Annotated in this window: 12 protein-coding genes and 2 pseudogenes; 1 reads left to right on the top strand and 13 read right to left on the bottom strand. The window is 66.6% G+C overall.

From position 1 onward, the window contains the following. Window positions 1-98: 98 nt before the first annotated feature. Entirely contained in the window at window positions 99-1043 is a 945-nt protein-coding gene (locus tag RZV17_RS04170; RefSeq protein WP_104580956.1) for a M23 family metallopeptidase, read from the bottom strand. On the opposite strand from RZV17_RS04170, the gene RZV17_RS04165 reads away from it, so the two are divergent. Continuing rightward, window positions 1044-1490, top strand: a complete 447-nt coding sequence (locus tag RZV17_RS04165; RefSeq protein ID WP_179453719.1) for a DUF721 domain-containing protein — start codon at window positions 1044-1046, stop codon at window positions 1488-1490. It begins immediately after the preceding gene. A 314-nt stretch (window positions 1491-1804) separates the two neighbouring features. On the opposite strand, the gene lpxC is transcribed toward RZV17_RS04165, so the two are convergent. The 12 genes and pseudogenes from lpxC to RZV17_RS04105 all read right to left on the bottom strand — a co-directional run bounded on the left by lpxC (window position 1805) and on the right by RZV17_RS04105 (window position 17733). Then, complete coding sequence (gene lpxC, locus RZV17_RS04160; RefSeq protein ID WP_039404158.1) at window positions 1805-2716, bottom strand: UDP-3-O-acyl-N-acetylglucosamine deacetylase; 912 nt, start codon at window positions 2714-2716, stop codon at window positions 1805-1807. Window positions 2717-2946: 230 nt separating this feature from the next. Continuing rightward, the gene (gene ftsZ, locus RZV17_RS04155; protein ID WP_039404161.1) at window positions 2947-4182 is read right to left on the bottom strand and encodes a cell division protein FtsZ; all 1236 of its coding nucleotides are present in this window, start codon (window positions 4180-4182) and stop codon (window positions 2947-2949) included. Window positions 4183-4472: 290 nt separating this feature from the next. Next, window positions 4473-5708 (bottom strand): cell division protein FtsA, encoded by a 1236-nt coding sequence (ftsA, locus tag RZV17_RS04150; protein ID WP_003485272.1) that lies wholly within the window; start codon window positions 5706-5708, stop codon window positions 4473-4475. 104 nt (window positions 5709-5812) lie between these two features. Continuing rightward, window positions 5813-6532 (bottom strand): annotated as a pseudogene (locus RZV17_RS04145) (cell division protein FtsQ/DivIB); the annotation flags it as partial. Between the two features lie 181 nt (window positions 6533-6713). Further along, window positions 6714-7670, bottom strand: a complete 957-nt coding sequence (locus RZV17_RS04140; RefSeq protein ID WP_355607462.1) for a D-alanine--D-alanine ligase — start codon at window positions 7668-7670, stop codon at window positions 6714-6716. After that, on the bottom strand, window positions 7667-9100 hold the full coding sequence (murC, locus tag RZV17_RS04135) for a UDP-N-acetylmuramate--L-alanine ligase (RefSeq protein ID WP_047697602.1): 1434 nt from the start codon (window positions 9098-9100) through the stop codon (window positions 7667-7669). The genes RZV17_RS04140 and murC overlap by 4 nt, the downstream gene beginning before the upstream one ends. A gap of 89 nt (window positions 9101-9189) precedes the next feature. Beyond that, a pseudogene (gene murG / locus RZV17_RS04130) lies at window positions 9190-10368 on the bottom strand (undecaprenyldiphospho-muramoylpentapeptide beta-N-acetylglucosaminyltransferase); the annotation flags it as partial. Beyond that, window positions 10365-11744: a putative lipid II flippase FtsW gene (gene ftsW, locus RZV17_RS04125; protein WP_228334889.1), complete on the bottom strand. Its 1380-nt coding sequence runs from the start codon at window positions 11742-11744 to the stop codon at window positions 10365-10367. The gene ftsW and the pseudogene murG, both read right to left, overlap by 4 nt. After that, window positions 11744-12829 carry a phospho-N-acetylmuramoyl-pentapeptide-transferase gene (gene mraY / locus RZV17_RS04120; RefSeq protein ID WP_010367638.1) on the bottom strand — a complete coding sequence of 362 codons (1086 nt, stop codon included), beginning with the start codon at window positions 12827-12829 and terminating at the stop codon, window positions 11744-11746. The genes ftsW and mraY overlap by 1 nt, the downstream gene beginning before the upstream one ends. Further along, on the bottom strand, window positions 12819-14381 hold the full coding sequence (gene murF / locus RZV17_RS04115; protein ID WP_355607459.1) for a UDP-N-acetylmuramoyl-tripeptide--D-alanyl-D-alanine ligase: 1563 nt from the start codon (window positions 14379-14381) through the stop codon (window positions 12819-12821). The genes mraY and murF overlap by 11 nt, the downstream gene beginning before the upstream one ends. Next, entirely contained in the window at window positions 14378-15853 is a 1476-nt protein-coding gene (locus RZV17_RS04110) for a UDP-N-acetylmuramoyl-L-alanyl-D-glutamate--2,6-diaminopimelate ligase (RefSeq protein ID WP_184375902.1), read from the bottom strand. The genes murF and RZV17_RS04110 overlap by 4 nt, the downstream gene beginning before the upstream one ends. 8 nt (window positions 15854-15861) lie before the next feature. After that, window positions 15862-17733 (bottom strand): penicillin-binding protein 2, encoded by a 1872-nt coding sequence (locus RZV17_RS04105; protein WP_039404171.1) that lies wholly within the window; start codon window positions 17731-17733, stop codon window positions 15862-15864. Window positions 17734-17742: the final 9 nt, after the last annotated feature.

Genomic DNA, 17742 nt, shown 5'->3' with positions numbered 1-17742 from the left:
AACAGGGCGCACTGCGCCCTGTCATGGCAACACCCTATTGTAGCTTGGGGCGAGCCTTCACGAATCAAGCAGCTCCGCGGGAGCCTGCCATGCCTTCGTCAACCGCGCCCTCGGCGCCCCACCGGCGTGTTGGTGTCGCCCAGGAACTTGCGCGGATTGACCACGCGCCCGTCCGCCCAGACCTCGAAATGCACGTGTGCCCCGGTGGACCGGCCGCTGGAACCGGCCCTGGCCACCTGCTGGCCGGCACGGACCAGGTCGCCCACCTTCACCACCAGCCGCGAGTTGTGCGCATAGCGGGTCACGTAGCCGTTGCCGTGGTCCACCTCGACCACATTGCCGTAGCCGCCGCGCACGCCGGCATAGCTGACCACGCCGTCGGCGACCGACATCACCGGGTCGCCCACGTTGGCATGGAAATCCACACCCTTGTGGAAGGCCGAGCCGCCATCGAAAGGATCGGCGCGGCCGCCAAAGCCGGAGGTGATGTAGGTGTTGCGAATCGGCATCCGCGACGGCACCGCGTTCTGCTCGAGCTGATGATCGAACATCAGCGAGGCCAGCACGTTCAGTTGCTGCCCGGAGGCGGAAAACTGCTGTTCGACCTGGCCCAACGTCTCGGTGAGCTCTTTCACCGGCATGTCGCTGACCGGCTCGTCGCCGCCACCGACGCCGACCGGCTCGTCGAAGTCGAACTCCCCGTCCTTCAGCTTGCCCATTTCGGTCAACCGCTCACCCAGCGCATTGAGGCGGGTGGCCTGCGCCTGCAGCTCGCCCATGCGGGCCGCCAGCGCGTTGACCTGCGCCTGCGAGGCGCGCTGCGCCTGGGCCAGCTCGACCTGCTGCTGCGCGACCTTGGCCTGAAGCGCGGAATTGGTCACCATGCCGGTCGCGGTACTGGCGCCGACGCCCATCAGCATGCCCAGGCCAAGTACCGCGCCAAGGACGACCATCGGCCGATCTGCGGCAAAGCCCTGGATCTGCCGGGTCAATCGTTCTGCCCGTGTCTGACGGGATTTGATTACAACTTTTTTCAACGCCATATGAGTGTCATGTCCAAGCCCAAGTCCAACGCACGCAACCCCTCCACACCACAACCGGCCATCGAGGCCGCGCTGGGGGAAAAGGCTGGCGACCCGTTGCGCCGGGCCTTGTGGCTCGATGCGCTGGACCGGCAGTTGCGTCCCCTGTTACCGCCCCATCTGACCACCCGTTGCCGGTTGGCCAATGTCCGAGGCGAACAGCTCGTTTTTCTGGTTGATTCACCGATCTGGCATGCCAAGGTGCGGCTTGCCGAGACCCAACTCCTTGATGCCGCCCGATCCCTCGGATTGAAGGCCACCGCAGTGACCGTCAAGACAGCAAGCACTCCGCTGCATTCCCCAACACAGCAGAACCGCGACCGTCCACGGCCGGTATCCGAAGCCACGCACAAAGGTCTGCGCGAAGCGCTGGCGTCCTTGCAGGACGTCTTACCGACCAAGCGGTGACGTCCTGGCCGCCCTCTCGAAGCGACCGCCTGTGCGTGAAAAGATTGCGAAGACACGCACGACCCGACGCATCCTAGCGGGCGTGGAGGCCGCAGGAGTTAGAGAAGCCTTAAATAAAAGTTAAGAACCGGCCCAAAATCTAACGGAGTTCACACTTTGAATGCCGATTGCGGCATTCCCTGACACAAACGCTGCCGAATGCTCGGCTGCGCCGGGGCAGATGGCACGCGTGACACGACCAGCGGATGCCGGGCGCTGCAACGCTGGGCCTTGGCCGCGCCCGTCGCCCGCTGCGGAGGGTTCGATCAGTGCCTTCAGGCGTAGACAGGGCTGGCGTAGGTGACCGGCGGCTGCTGGGACCCTTGCGGGTAGCTCACCCATTCCCAGGCAGCCTGATCCGCCAGCAGGGCGCGCACCAGCTTGTTGTTGAGCGCGTGGCCGGACTTGAAGCCTTCGTAGGCACCCAGGATGGCGCCGCCGGCCAGATACAGGTCGCCAATGGCGTCCAGGATCTTGTGGCGGACGAATTCGTTGGTGTAGCGCAGGCCGTCCTCGTTGAGCACGCGAAACTCGTCCAGCACGATGGCGTTGTCCATCGAACCGCCCAGGCCCAGATTGCGCTCGCGCATGTATTCCAGGTCGCGCATGAAGCCGAAGGTGCGCGCGCGCGAGATTTCCTTGACGTACGCCGAGGTGGAGAACTCGATTTCCTGGCGCGACTGCTTGGCCGGGATCATCGGGTGGTTGAATTCGATGGTGAAGCCCAGCTTGTAGCCGTCATACGGCTCGAAGCGCGCGACCTTGTCGCCCTCGCGCACTTCCACCGGCTGTTTGATGCGGATGAAACGCTTGGGCTTGTCCTGCTCGACGATGCCTGCCGACTGCAGCAGGAACACGAACGGGCCGGACGAGCCATCCATGATCGGCAACTCGGCCGACGACAGTTCGACGATGACATTGTCCACGCCCAGCCCGGCCAGCGCCGACATCAGGTGCTCGACGGTCTGGATCTTGGCGCCGTTGCAGGTCAGACCGGTACACAGCGTGGTCTCGGTGACCAGCTCCGCATCGGCAGGCACTTCGACCACCGGCTCCAGGTCCACACGTCGGAACACCACGCCATGGTCGACCGGGGCCGGTCGCAGCGTCATATAGACCTTGTCGCCGCTGTGGAGGCCGACGCCGGTGGCGCGAATGGTGTTCTTGAGGGTGCGTTGCTGGGTCATATGCGAAGTCTGGGGGAACAATGCAGACAGACGCTGAACCGGCTGTCTAATCCGTTGAGATTATCCGAATTTTAACAAGTTGCGCGTGACGAGCGCTGTAATCCTGCGGTCACGCCAGTGCAAAAGCTGCCGGACCGTCACCGATCCGGCAGAAAGGACATGGCATTACAGCCCGAGGCAACCCCCGGGTGGGACGGGCGACGCCGCCGTGGCGGCGCCGCCGGCGCCCCTCAGTCGGCCTGGCGGCGCAGGAACGCCGGAATGTCCAGGTAATCGTTGGGCAGGTCTGCGGCCGGCGGTGCGGAATTGCCGGTGCTGTGGCTGCTGCCGACCGAATCGCTGCTCGGGCGACGCAGGCCCAGACCCATGCTGCCGCCGACGGCTTTGGACACTGCATCGCCGCTGGAGGCGTCGAAGTCGCCGAACTCCGGCTGGCCGGTGGTGGCGTTGCGCACCAGCTTGATCGGGGCGCGCTGGTCCGGACGCTGGGTCTGACGTGCAACCGCACGGTTCAGGCCGGTGGCGACCACGGTCACGCGCACTTCGTCCTGCATGTCCGGGTCGAGCACGGTGCCCACGACCACGGTCGCATCTTCGGAAGCGAACGCTTCGATGGTGCGGCCGATCTCGTCGAACTCGGACATGGTGAAATCCGGGCCGGCGGTGATGTTGACCAGGATGCCGTTGGCACCGGCCAGGTTCACATCGTCCAGCAGCGGGTTCTGGATGGCGGCTTCGGCGGCGGCCTGCGCGCGGTCATCGCCACGTGCCGAGCCGGTGCCCATCATGGCCAGACCCATTTCCGACATCACGGTGCGCACGTCGGCGAAGTCGACGTTGATCAGGCCCGGACGCACGATCAGGTCGGCGATGCCCTGCACGGCACCCTGGAGCACGTCGTTGGCCGCACGGAATGCCTGGATCATGGTGGCGTTGCGGCCCAGCACGGTGATCAGCTTTTCATTGGGGATGGTGATCAGCGAATCGCAATGCTGGCTCAACTCTTCGATGCCCTTCAGCGCCACCTGCATGCGGCGACGGCCTTCGAACGGGAACGGCTTGGTGACCACGGCCACGGTCAGGATGCCCATTTCCTTGGCCAGCTGCGCCACCACCGGCGCGGCACCGGTGCCGGTACCGCCGCCCATGCCGGCGGTGATGAAGACCATGTCCGCACCCTGCAGCGCGTCCATGATGCGCTCGCGATCTTCCAGCGCGGCCTGACGGCCGACTTCCGGATTGGCGCCTGCGCCCAGGCCCTTGGTGACGTTGGTGCCGAGCTGCAGCTGCAACTTGGCGCCGCAGTTCTTGATCGCCTGCGAGTCGGTGTTGGCGGTGATGAATTCCACGCCATCGACATTGGTGTTGACCATGTGCGCGACGGCATTGCCGCCACCGCCGCCGACGCCAACGACCTTGATGACCGCGTTGGGAGCCATTTTTTCAATCAGTTCGAAATGTGCCATGTCAGTGTCCTCTTGAGCCGGGATTGGGGAGTGGGGATTGGGGATTCGCAAAAGCGCTGGTCCCTGCCCTACTCCGCATCACGGCGAGTGTTGTTGTTTGAAAGTCGGGCCTCGGTTGCGCGGTCATCGATGCGCTATGCGCTCAACGACTCACCACACCTGCTCCTCGACGCAATGCCTGCAAAAAAGTTTACCGCCTACCTGCTCGCCGCTCTCTACTTATCTTCGCCGCCGCCCTGCTTTTCTTTCGCTCTTTCCAATCCCGAATCTCAAATCCCGAATCCCGGCCTTCAAAACTCGCCCCGATACCAATTCTTCAATTTCTTGAACAAGCTGCCCGCGCGCCCGGTCGGGATCGACGGACGGCGCGGATGTTCGATCTGGCTGCCCATCAGCAGCAGGCCAACGCCGGAAGCGTGCACCGGGTTGCCGACGACTTCGCCCAGGCCGGTGACGTGCTGCGGAATGCCCACACGCACTGGCATCTGCAGCATTTCTTCGGCAAGTTCGACCACGCCTTCCATCTTCGAGGCGCCGCCGGTGAGCACCATGCCGGCGCGCACCATTTCCTCGAAGCCGGAACGGCGCAGTTCGGCCTGCACCATCTCGAAGATTTCTTCGTAACGGCCCTGCACTGCCTGCGCGAGCGCATGCCGCGGCATGCGTCGCGGCGGGCGGTCGCCCACCGACGGCACCTGGATGCTTTCCTCAGCGGTGGCCAGCTGCGCCAGTGCGCAGGCGTAACGCACCTTGATCTGCTCGGCTTCCGGCGTGGGCGTGCGCAGCATGTGCGCGATGTCGTTGGTGACGTGGTCGCCGGCGATCGGCAGCGAAGCGGTGTGGCAGATCGCACCCTGCACGTACACCGCCAGATCGGTGGTGCCGGCGCCGATATCCACCAGCACCACGCCCAGTTCCCGCTCGTCGGCGGTCAACACCGCCACCGAGGAAGCCAGCGACGACAGCACCAGGTCGTCCACCTGCAGGCCGCACTTCTGCACGCACTTGGTGATGTTGGCCGCGGCCGACTGCGCGCACACCACCAGATGCGCGTGCACCTCCAGGCGCACGCCGGTCATGCCGACCGGATTGCGGATGCCTTCCTGCGAATCGTCCAGCACGTATTCGCGCGGGATCGCGTGCAGGATGCGCTGGTCGGCGGGAATGGCCACGGCCTTGGCAGCATCGAGCACGCGCTCAAGATCGCTCCAGGTCACTTCGCCGTCGCGGATCGGCACGATGCCGGGCGAGTTCTTGCACTGCACGTGATTGCCGGAAATGGACGCGTACACCGAGCGGATTTCGCAGCCGGCCATCAGCTCGGCTTCTTCGACCGCGCGCTGGATCGACTGTACGGTGGACTCGATATCCACCACCACGCCGCGCTTGAGACCGCGCGATTCATGCGAACCGATGCCGATCACTTCGATCGGATTGCCGGGCGAGTACTCGCCGACCAGCGCGACGACCTTGGAGGTGCCGATGTCCAGTCCAACGATGAGGGATTTGTCGCCTTTGCGGTTCATGTTTTAAAGCCGGGATTCGGGATTTGGGATACGGGATTGGGGAAACGCGGAAGTGCCAGGGCGACGGGAGGCGCGGAAGGTGTTGCGCGATGCCGGGGCTGCGCTTTTTCCAATCCCGAATCCCCACTCTCTAATCCCTGCCTTTCAACCGTAAAGCCATTGGTGTAGCGCAAGTCGGCGCGTGCGATCGGGCGCTGCGGGTCGGCCAGCTGCGGGAGCACGCGGGCGAAGCGTTGCAGGCGGGCGCGGGCATCGTCGCGGCCGATCACGATCTGCACGCCGTTGCTCAAGCCCAGCGACCAGCTGCCGCGCGCGTCCATTTCAAGACGCTCCACATCCAGCCCGGTCGGTGCGAACAACGCGCGCGACTCGTTGTAGAGCGCCACCACGTCCTGGGTCTTGCTGTCCGGGCCACCAAGTTGCGGCAACTTGAAGTCCTTCAACAGCGGCGGGGTGCGGAACAAGCGGCCCTGCTCGGACAACATGCGGTCGGTGCCCCAGCGCGCGAACGGCTTGTGCTCGGTAACGTGCACTTCCAGCACGTCCGGCCAACGCTTGCGCACCTGCGCACTTTCCACCCATGGCAAGCGCGCGATCGCGTCCTGCGCGCTCTGCAACTTCACCGCGAAAAAGCCCGAGCGCGCATACGGCAGGACCACCGCACGCAACTGCTCGGCCGGCACCCGCTTGAAATCGCCAGACACCCGCAACCGCGCCAACGGCCAGCGCTCGGCGCCGACCCAGCCATTGAGCACGGCCACCACCGGCAACGCGACCAGCGCCACTGCGAGCAACCACGCCAGGATGCGCAGGGTGGCGTTCATGGGTGTGCTCCGCACACGGGATTCGGCATTGGGGATTGGAGATTCGTCACGGCGCGCGCTGCGCTCGCGGGATTGGAAATTCGGGATTGGGGATTCGCCACAGCAACGGCAACGGCAACAGCGACGGCGCGCATGGCGTCGCTGTTAGCCAATCCCGAATCCCGAATCACCAATCCCTGCTTCATAGCGTCTGCTCCAGCACGCGCCAGACCAGTTCTTCGAAGTCGATGCCGAGCTGGCGGGCGGCCTTGGGCACCAGCGAGTGGCTGGTCATGCCCGGGGCGGTGTTGACCTCGAGCAGATAGAGCTGGCCGCTGCTGCCATCGCGCATCACGTCCACGCGGCCCCAGCCGCGGCAGCCGGCAGCGCGGAAGGCGCCCAGGGCAAGCTGGCGGATCTGCACTTCGGCTTCGCCCTCCAGACCCGGGCACAGGTATTGCGTGTCATCGGCCAGGTATTTGGCGTTGTAGTCGTACCACTGGCCCTTGGGCACGATGCGGATCGACGGCAACGCGGTATCACCGAGCACGGCAACGGTCAGTTCATCGCCTTCGATCAATTGCTCCATCAACAGCGCACCGTCGTAGCGGGCAGCCAGGGTCACCGCCTCTTCGAGTTGTGCCTGGTCGAACACGCGGCTGACGCCGACGCTGGAGCCTTCGTTGGCCGGCTTGACGATGACCGGCAAGCCGATCTGCCTGGCCGCGGCATGGATGTCGTCGGCGCTGGCGCCGGCGGCCAGACGCGCGTAGCGCGGCGTGCTCAGGCCCAGCGACAGCCACACCTGCTTGGTGCGGATCTTGTCCATGCTCAGCGCCGAGCCGAGCACATCCGAGCCGGTGTACGGCACGCCGAACGCTTCCATCAGGCCCTGCACGATGCCGTCTTCGCCGCCGCCGTTATGGCCGTGCAGCACGTTGAAGACGCGATCGAACTGCTGTGCGACCAATGCCTTGGCCAACGCCGGAATGCCATCGACCGGCTGTGCATCCACACCGCGTGCGCGCAGCGCTTCCAGCACATTGCTGCCGGAGTTCAACGACACTTCCCGCTCGGACGAGGTGCCGCCGAGCAGCACCGCAACGCGGCCGAATGCGGCCGGGTCGCTGGTGCGGGCATTGGCGATGACAGCGCTCACGCCTGCTCTCCAACAAACCCGTTGTTGATGATGTGCTGGGCCACATAGCCGATATCGCCGGCGCCCATCATCAGCAGCAGGTCGCCATCCTGCAGCACGTCCGGCAACACTTCGGCCAGGCCGGAAATCTGGCCCACGACCACCGGCTCGCTGCGGCCGCGCGCACGGATGGCGCGTGCCAGTGCGCGCGAATCGGCGCCGGGAATCGGCGCTTCGCCGGCCGGGTAGACCTCGCTCAACACCAGTGCATCGACCGTGCTGAGCACTGCGGCGAAGGCGTCGAACTGGTCACGGGTGCGGCTGTAGCGGTGCGGCTGGAAGGCGACGACCAGGCGCTTGTCCGGCCAGCCGCCACGCGCTGCCGCAAACACCGCTTCCAGTTCGCGCGGGTGATGACCGTAATCGTCGACCACGCGCACACGTGCGCCGGTGCTGGTGGTGACTTCGCCCAGATCGTTGAAGCGACGGCCGATGCCGGCGAAGTTTTCCAGCGCGCGCGCAATGGTCTGCGGCTCCACGCCCAGCTGCCAACCGATTGCGGCGGCGGCCAGGGCGTTGAGCACGTTGTGACGGCCCGGCAGCGCCAGGGTGACCGGCGTGGTGGTGCCTTCGGGCAGACGCAGCGTGAAGCGCATGCGTGGGCCGTCCTGCACCACATCCTCGGCGCGCACGTCGGCGTTCTCGCTCATGCCGTAGCTCATCACGTGGCGCGGCGTCTTGCCGGCCAGTGCAGCCACTTCCGGGTCGTCGATGCACAACAGCGCCAGGCCGTAGAACGGCAGGCGCTGCAGGAATTCGGCGAATGCGGCCTGCACGCGGGCGAAGTCGTTGCCGTAGTTTTCCAGGTGATCCGAATCGATGTTGGTGATCACCGCCATCAACGGATTCAGGCGCAGGAAGCTGCCGTCGCTCTCGTCGGCCTCGGCGACCAGCCACTGGCCGCCACCGAGCTTTGCGTTGGCGCCGGCGGCCAGCAGCTGCCCACCGATGACGAAGGTCGGGTCCAGGCCACCTTCGCTCAGCACGGCTGCCGCCAGGCTGGTGGTGGTGGTCTTGCCGTGCGTGCCGGCCACGGCGATGCCACGGCGGAAGCGCATCAGCTCGGCCAGCATCGCTGCGCGCGGCATGATCGGAATGCGCTGGCTGCGCGCTTCCATCAGCTCGGGGTTGTCTTCGCGGATGGCACTGGACACCACCACGCAATCGGTGCCGAGCACGTTGGCGGCGGAGTGGCCGCGCATCACTCGCGCACCCAGCTTGGCCAGACGCCGCGTCGCCGCGTTATCCGAATTATCCGAACCGGAGACTTCATAACCCAGCGTCAGCATGACCTCGGCAATACCGCTCATGCCGGTGCCGCCGATGCCGACGAAATGCACGCGCGGAAATGCGCGCACCAGATCGCCACTGTCCTGCAGACGGCGGATCACAGGGCACCTCCTGCGGAGCCGGGACCCGGGGCTCGGGACCCGGGACCCGGGGAAAACGCAGCGGCGCCGCGCGCCTGCCCGCCGAAATCGTCTGCATGCATGTCTTTCTGCTCTTGCTGTTGCTTGTGTGCTTCCGGGGTCCCGGGTCCCGGGTCCCGAGTCCCGGCTTCTTCCAAAATGATGTCGGCGATCCGCTCTGCGGCATCCGGCTTGGCCAGGGTGCGGGCGGCTTGCGCCATCGACAGGCGACGGGCCGGATCGTTGAGCAGGGTCTGCAGGAGCTGCTGCAGACGCACCGCGAGGCTGTCGTCCTGCTTGAGCAGCACGCCAGCATCGGCGCTGACCAGGTATTCGGCATTGCGGGTCTGATGGTCGTCCACCGCTGCGGCGAACGGCACCAGCACGCTGCCGATGCCGGCGGCGCACAGTTCGGCCAACGTGGATGCACCGGCGCGGCACACGACCAGATCGGCCCAGGCATAAGCGGCCGCCATGTCGGCGATGAAGGGTTCGACACTGGCGTTGACACCGGCCTGTGCGTACGACGCTTCGGCTTCGGCGCGCAGCTTTTCGCCGCACTGATGGCGCACGTCGACATCCGGGTGACCGAGTGCAGCCAGCGCGGCCGGCACGGCCTGATTCAATGCCCGTGCGCCCTGGCTGCCGCCAAGCACCAGCAGGCGCACCGGGCCATCGCGGCCCACCAGACGTGCAGCCGGCGCAGGCAGTGCGGCAATGTCGGCACGCACCGGGTTGCCGACCGCTTCTTCACCGGCGAAGCTGCCCGGGAAGCCGGTCAGCACGCGGCGCGCGAAACGCGACAACACCTTGTTGGTCATGCCGGGCGCGCGGTTCTGTTCGTGCACCAGCAGCGGCGTGCCGAGCAGGCGCGCGGCCAGACCGCCCGGGCCGGCCGCAAAGCCGCCAAAGCTGATCACCGCACGCGGCTGACGCTTGCGCAGCACGAAGCCGGCGGCGCGCACCGCGCGCATCACCCGCACCGGTGCACCCAGCAACTTCACCACGCCCTTGCCACGCAGGCCGCTGATGGCCAGGGTGTCGATCTGGATGTCGTGTTGCGGCACCAGACGGGTTTCCATTGCGCCATCGGCGCCCAGCCAGGTCACCGGCACGCCGCGCGCGCGCAATACCTTGGCCACGGCCAACCCTGGGAAGATATGCCCGCCGGTGCCGCCAGCCAGAATCATCACAGGCCGAGCTCCGGCAGACGCTGCGGTTGCTTGTGAGGCAGTCGCATCAACACTCATGCGATCCTCCCGAACGTCGGTTCCACACGCGGCTGCATACGGCTGGTGCCGCGCAAGATCGCCGATGCCGGTGCCACGGAAGCGGCAGCGACTGGTGCGGCGGCCACCGGCGCGGCGGCAGCAGCGGTCTCGCGCTGCGGCTTGCGCGCTGGCGAATACGGCGGCGGCGCCGCGTCGGCGACAGGTTCGGCCGGCTCGGCAGCCGCAGTGCCCGCACCCTGCGGCGACAACTTGCTGCGCAGGCGCTCGGCACGATCCATTTCATAGGAGACGCGCAGCAACAGGCCCATCGCCACGCAGGTCATCAGCACCGACGAACCGCCGGAGGAAATCAGCGGCAGGGTCAGGCCCTTGGTCGGCAGGATGCCCAGGTTGACGCCCACCGACACGAAACTCTGCAGGCTGATCCACAGGCCGATGCCGAACGCGATGTAGCCGGAGAAGTGGCGCTTCATTTCCACGCAGCGCATGCCCAGCCAGAACGCGCGGCCGACCAGCAGCGCGTACAGCGCAATGACACCGCAGACGCCGACGAAGCCCAGCTCTTCGGCGATCACCGAGAAGATGAAGTCGGTGTGCGCTTCGGGCAGATAGTTGAGCTTCTGCACCGAGGCGCCCAGGCCCGCGCCGGTCCACTGACCACGACCGACTGCCATCAACGCATTCGACAGCTGATAACCGGAGCCGAGCTGGTCGGCCCACGGGTCCAGGAACGAGGTGATACGACGCAGGCGGTACGGCTCCAGGATCGCGATGAAGGCGAACACCGGCAGGCCGAACACGATCGGCATCGACATGCGCGGCAGGTTCACCCCGCCCAGCACCAGCATGCCGGCGGTGATCGCCAGCAGCAGCGTGGACGAGCCGAAGTCTGGCTGCATCAGCAACAGGCCGACCAGCGCGATGGCCACGCCCAGCGGCTTGAGCATGGCCGGCCAGGTTGCGTTGACTTCATCGCGGAAGCGCACCAGGTAGCTGGACAGCCACACGATGTAGAGCACCTTGACCGCTTCGACGGTCTGGAACTTGGACACGCCCAGGTTGATCCAGCGCTTGGCGCCGTTGACGCTGCTGCCCAGCCCCGGCACGAAGACCACCATCAGCAGCCCGAAGCAGGCCAGCAGCAACACCTGGTTGTATTGCTCGATGGTCTTGAGCTCGGTGCGCATCGCCCAGAACGCCAGCCCGATGCCGATGCCCAGGAACAGCAGGTGACGGGTCAGGTAATAGAACGGGTTATCCGACAATTCGATCGAGCTGGAGGCCACCATCACCACGCCCAGCGAGGCAAGCGTGGCTGCGGCCCCGAGCAGCCATGGGTCGTAACGACCGCCGATGGCGTCCAGTCGCGTGGCCTGGCGGGACATGTCGTTCATCAGCGCACCTTCAACGTGGCAAGGCCGATCAGCACCAGCACCACCGAAATGATCCAGAAGCGCACGATCACCCGCGGCTCCGGCCAGCCCTTGAGTTCGAAGTGGTGATGGATGGGCGCCATGCGGAACACGCGCTTGCCGGTCAGCTTGAAGCTGGCCACCTGGATCATTACCGACAGGGTTTCGATCACGAACACGCCGCCCATGATCACCAGCACCATTTCCTGGCGCACGATCACCGCGATGGTGCCGAGCACCGCGCCCAGCGACAGCGCGCCGATGTCACCCATGAACACCATGGCCGGATAGGTGTTGAACCACAGAAAGCCCAGCCCTGCCCCGGCGATCGCCGAACAGATGATGATCAGCTCGCCAGCACCGGGAATCAGCGGGATTTTCAGGTATTCGGCAAACACCACGTTGCCCGAGGCATAGGCGAACACGCCCAGCGCGCAGGCCACCAGCACGGTCGGCATGATCGCCAGACCGTCCAGGCCGTCGGTGAGGTTCACCGCGTTGGAGAAGCCCACGATCCAGAAATAGGCGATCACCACGAAGCTCACGCCGGCCAGCGGCAGCGCAATCGACTTGAACATCGGAATGTAGAAGGTGATCGCCGCCGGCACGTCGGCGGTGTAGTACAGGAACAGCCCGGCGGCCAGGCCGAAGATCGACTGCAGCAGGTATTTCCAGCGCGACTTCAGGCCGTTGGGATCGCGGCGCACGATCTTGATCCAGTCGTCGTACCAGCCGATCGCCCCGAAGCAGATCATCACCGCCAGCACCAGCCAGACGTAACGGTTGCGCAGGTCGCCCCACAGCAGCACCGACAAGGTGACGGTGAGCAGGATCAGCGAGCCGCCCATGGTCGGCGTGCCGGCCTTGGAGAAATGCGTCTGCGGGCCGTCCTGGCGGATCGGCTGGCCACCCTTGAACTGGGCGAGCTTGCGGATCACCGCCGGGCCCATCCACAACGACAGGAACAGTGCGGTCAGCGCGGCCAGGATGCCGCGGAAGGTCAGATAGTTGAACAGCCCGAACAGGCTCTCCAGTTGCTGCAGCCAACGCGCCAACTCAAGCAGCATGGGAGGCATCCTCCGCCGGTGCGAGCAGCGCGGTGACGATGCGGTCCATGGCGCTGCCGCGCGAGCCCTTCACCAGCAGCGTGATGGCGCCGGGACCCGGGACCCGGGACTCGGGACCCGCAAGAGCCGCTGCGGATTGCGATTGGTGTTCTTGAATCAAAACGTGTTCCTGCGTACTTGCCGATACCTGCTGTTGCTTTTGCTTCTCACCGGGCCCCGGGTTCCGGGCGCCGGCTTCACGGGCGCCGGCTTCCAAGAGATCCGCCCGCAACGCCTCGATCAGCTCCACATGCGTGGCAAACACCCGGCCACCGTCACCGAACGCCTGCGCAGCGGCTGCACTGAGTTCGCCCAATGCATACAGACGCTGCAACTTGGCCGCGCGTGCGCGCCGTCCGGCAGCGGCATGCAGGGCGGCACCTTCCGGGCCGAGTTCGCGCATGTCGCCCAGCACCAGCCAGCCATCGCCCGGCGCGGCGGCCAGTGCATCGATGGCCGCGTCCAGCGAGCCGGGGTTGGCGTTGTAACTGTCGTCGATCAACAACGCGCCGCCGGGCAGCCGATGCGCGATCTGCCGGCCGGCCACCGGGCGCGCCTGCGCCAGGCCTGCGGCAATGACCGGTAACGCGATGCCGGCGCCGAGCGCCAGGCCGGTAGCCGCCAAGGCGTTGAGTACGTTGTGGCGACCGGGCAGCGGCAGCGCAATCTGCGCCTCACCCTGCGGCGTCACCAGCGTGAACTGTGCGCCGTCGGCCTGCAGCCGCAGCTGGCGTGCACTGATGTCGGCGCTAGCCTGCAAGCCATAGCGCAACACGCGACGGCCCTGCAGCGGCTGCGCCAGCAGTTGCTGCTCGAACCAGGCGCCGAACGCGTCGTCGGCGTTGATGACCGCCACGCCATCGGCCGGCAGCGCGGCGTAGATGGCGCCCTTGGTCTGCGCCACGCCGAGCAGGCTGCCCAGGCGCTCCAGATGCGCCGGCGCGATGTTGTTGACCAGCGCGACCTGCGGCCGCGCGATTTCGGTGAGATAGGCGATATCGCCCGGCTTGCCGGCACCCATTTCGTAGATCGCCACGTCGGCATCGTCCGGCGCGGCGATCACCGCCAGCGGCAGGCCGATTTCGTTGTTGCGGTTGCCCGGCGTGGCATAGACGGTGGTGCCATCCACGCGCCCGGCTTCGGTCAGGATCGACAGCAGCAAGGCCTTGACGCTGGTCTTGCCGTTGGAACCGGTCAGCGCTACCACGCGGGTGGCGCGGTCGCGCTGCATCCCGGCGGCGATCCGCGCCAACGCCAGCTCGGCATTTTCCACCACCACCTGCGGCACGCTCAGCGCCGGCAACAGGCGCTCCACCAGCAACCCGCTGGCGCCGTGCGCCACTGCGTCTGCGGCAAAGTCGTGCCCATCGAAACGCTCGCCACGCAGCGCCACGTACAGGCTGCCGTTGGACAGCGTGCGCGTGTCGTTGCTCACCGCATCGATCATGGCGTCGTCGCCCTGCAGCTCGCCGCCTGCCCAGTGCGCAATCAACGACAACGGGGTGAGCTTCATGCGCGCACCCCCAGCGTGGTGCGCGGCAGCAAGGCCTGCGCGGCCACGGCGGCATCGTCGAACGCATGCCGCACGCCAGCGACTTCCTGGTAGGGCTCGTGGCCCTTGCCGGCAATCAAGACGATGTCGGCGGCGCTGGCCATGGCGATGGCCTGATGGATCGCGGCCGCGCGATCGCGCTGCACGATGGCCGCATCCGGGTGCGCAAAGCCGCGCAGGATATCGGCCACGATCGCATCGCCGTCTTCGCCGCGCGGATTGTCGTCGGTGACGATCGCCACATCGGCATTGAGCTCGGCAATCGCCGCCATCTGCGGACGCTTGCCGGTATCGCGCTCGCCACCGCAACCAAAGACGCAGATCAACCGGTCCTGCGCATGCGAGCGCAGGCTGGCCAAGGCCTGTTCCAGCGCATCGGGGGTGTGCGCGTAATCCACCACCACCAGCGGTGCGCCGTGCGCGCCTCCGAGCCGGTTCATGCGGCCGTGGATCGGCTGCAGCTGCCCAAGCACATCGGCGATCCGCGCCGGCGCATGGTCCAGCGCAGACAACGCACCAGCCACTGCCAGCAGGTTGTCCACATTGAAGCGCCCCAGCAACGGCGAGCGCACCGCATGCGCCTCACCGGCGATGTGCAGCGCGAAATTGATGCCGGCGTGGTCCAGTTGCAGATCGCTGGCGCTTACGCCGGCATCGGCCTGCCCGCGGGAACTCACACCGATCGCGCGCAGCGCGGGATCGAGCGAGGCAAACAGCGTGCGGCCGAAGCCATCGTCCAGATTCACCACCGCCGCCTTCAGCCCGGCACGGGTGAACAGCCTGGCCTTGGCGGCGCCGTACTGCGCCATGTCGCCGTGGTAATCGAGATGGTCGCGGGTGAGATTGGTGAACACCGCCACGTCGAAATGCACCGCATCCACGCGGCCCTGGTCGAGCGCGTGCGAGCTGACTTCCATGGCCACCGCCTGCGCACCGTCATCGCGCAGCTGCGCCAGCAGCGCATGCGTGGACAGCACCAGCGGCGTGGTGAAGCCGGTCGGCACGGCAGCGCCGTACAGGCCGACGCCCAGCGTACCGAGCGTGCCGGTGGGTGTGCCGAGCAGGGTCAGCGCCTGCGCCAGCAGCTGCACGGTGGAGGTCTTGCCATTGGTGCCGGTGACGCCGAGCATGCGCAGCGCGCGCGATGGATGGCCATGGAACTGGTCGGCCATGCGGCCCAGCCGCGCGCGCAGGCCCGGCACGGCGATCGCATCGGCCGGCGCCGGCAGATCGGCCGGTGCGGGCGGCTCGAACAACACCGCCACCGCGCCGTTGGCACGCGCCTGTTCGACAAAGCCCAGCCCGTGTGCGCCGAAGCCGGCGATGGCCACGAAGGCATCGCCCGGGCGTACCGCGCGGCTGTCCATCACCAGGCCCGACACCTGCACGTCGTGCGCCAGCGTCAGGTCCGGCAACAGCTGCGACAGCGGCAGCGAGCGGCTCACTGGCGGCTCTCCTGCAGCGGCGCGGGCTGCGCGGATGCAGGCGCGGCCGGCGGCGGCGCGACGGCGGTCGGAATACCGGCCGAGACTTCGTCAACCGGGTCAGGTACCAGCGCCGGATCCAGATCGACCGGCTGCGGCTTGACGATCGGCTGGCCGGTCTTGCCGGCGGCCTGCGCGGCCAGCCACGACTGGATATCGTCCGGCGGCACGTCCATCAGGCGCAGCGCACCTTCCATCACGCGATGGAAGACCGGCGCGGAGACCAGGCCGCCGTAATACACCTTGCCCTGCGGATCGTTGATCACGATCACCGTGGCAAAACGCGGGCGCGTAGCCGGCACCAGGCCGGCAAACAGCGCGTTGTAGTGCCCGCGCTCGTAGCCGTTGGCGCCGTTCTTGCGTGCCGTACCGGTCTTGCCGGCCACGTGATAGCCCAGGATCGCCGCGCCCTTGGCGCCGCCCTGGGTGACCACGGTTTCCATCATGTCGATGACCTGCCGCGCTACTTCCGGCGTCACCACCTGGCGGGTTTCGTTGTGCTGGCCGCGCACGAAGGTCGGCGGTGTCAGCTTGCCGCCGTTGCCCAGCGTGGCGTAGGCCTGCGCGATCTGCAGCGGCGTCACCGACAGGCCGTAGCCGTACGACATCGTGGTCTTGGACGGGCCGCTCCAGCGTGCCGGCTGCAGCACCACACCGGACGATTCGCCGGGGAACCCGCTGTGCGGTGCGCTGCCATACCCGAAGTTGCGGATCGACTGATAGAAGGTCTGGTCCGGCACCTTGGCGGCAATCTTGGCCGCACCGATGTTGGAGCTGCGGGTGATCACGCCGGTGACGTTGAGCACGCCGTTGTTGCGCGGCACATCGCGGATGGTGAAGCGCCCCACCGACATGAAGCCGGGGTTGGTGTCGATGACGGTGTCCTTGGTCACCACGCCGGCGGTCAGCGCGGTAGCCACGGTCAGCGGCTTCATCGTCGATCCCGGCTCCACCAGGTCGGTGACGGCGCGATTGCGCCGCGCCGACGGGTTGATCCCGGTCACCGAATTGGGGTTGTAGGTCGGCAGGTTGACCATGGCCAGCACTTCGCCGGTGGCCACGTCCATCACCACCATCGACCCGCCGGCCGCATTGTTTTCGACCAGCGCGTTGCGCAGTTCCTTGTAGGCCAGGAACTGGATGCGGCGGTCGATGCTCAGGGTCAGGTCCTTGCCCGGCTGCGCCGGACGCACCAGATCCACGCTCTCCACGATGGCGCCGCGCGCATCGCGCACCACCTTCTTGGAGCCGGGCTTGCCGCGCAACCACTCGTCGAACGCCAGCTCCAGACCTTCCTGGCCGCGGTCGTCGATGTTGGTGAAGCCCAGCACGTGGGCCATCGCTTCGCCTTGCGGATAGAAGCGACGAAACTCGCGCTGCGAAAACACGCCCGGGATCTTCAGATCGACGATCGCATGTGCCTTGTCCGGATTGATCCGGCGCTGCAGGTACATGAACTCCTTGCCGGCCTTCTGCGCCAGCTTGGCGTTCAGCTCGTCCAACGGCTGGCCGAGCGCCTTGGCCAGCTCGGGAATGCGGTCCGGGTTGCGCAGCAGTTCCTGCGGATTGACCCAGATCGATTCCACCGGAGTGGACACCGCCAGCGGCTCGCCGTTGCGGTCGGTGATCATGCCGCGCGAGGTGGCGATCGGCAGTTCACGCAGGTAACGCGCTTCGCCCTGGCGCTGATAGAAATCGCGGTTGACCAGCTGCACATAGGCCGCCCGGCCGATCAGGGTGACCGAGCACAGCCCCAGCGCCACGCCCACCAAGGTGAGGCGGCCGCGCAGGTTGAAATTGCTGCGGGGGCGGTTGCGACCAGCCTTCACCGCATACCT

This window comes from Xanthomonas cannabis, from assembly GCF_040616535.1.
Taxonomy (GTDB): Bacteria; Pseudomonadota; Gammaproteobacteria; order Xanthomonadales; family Xanthomonadaceae; genus Xanthomonas; species Xanthomonas cannabis.
This window is presented reverse-complemented; position numbering and strand designations above follow the sequence as displayed.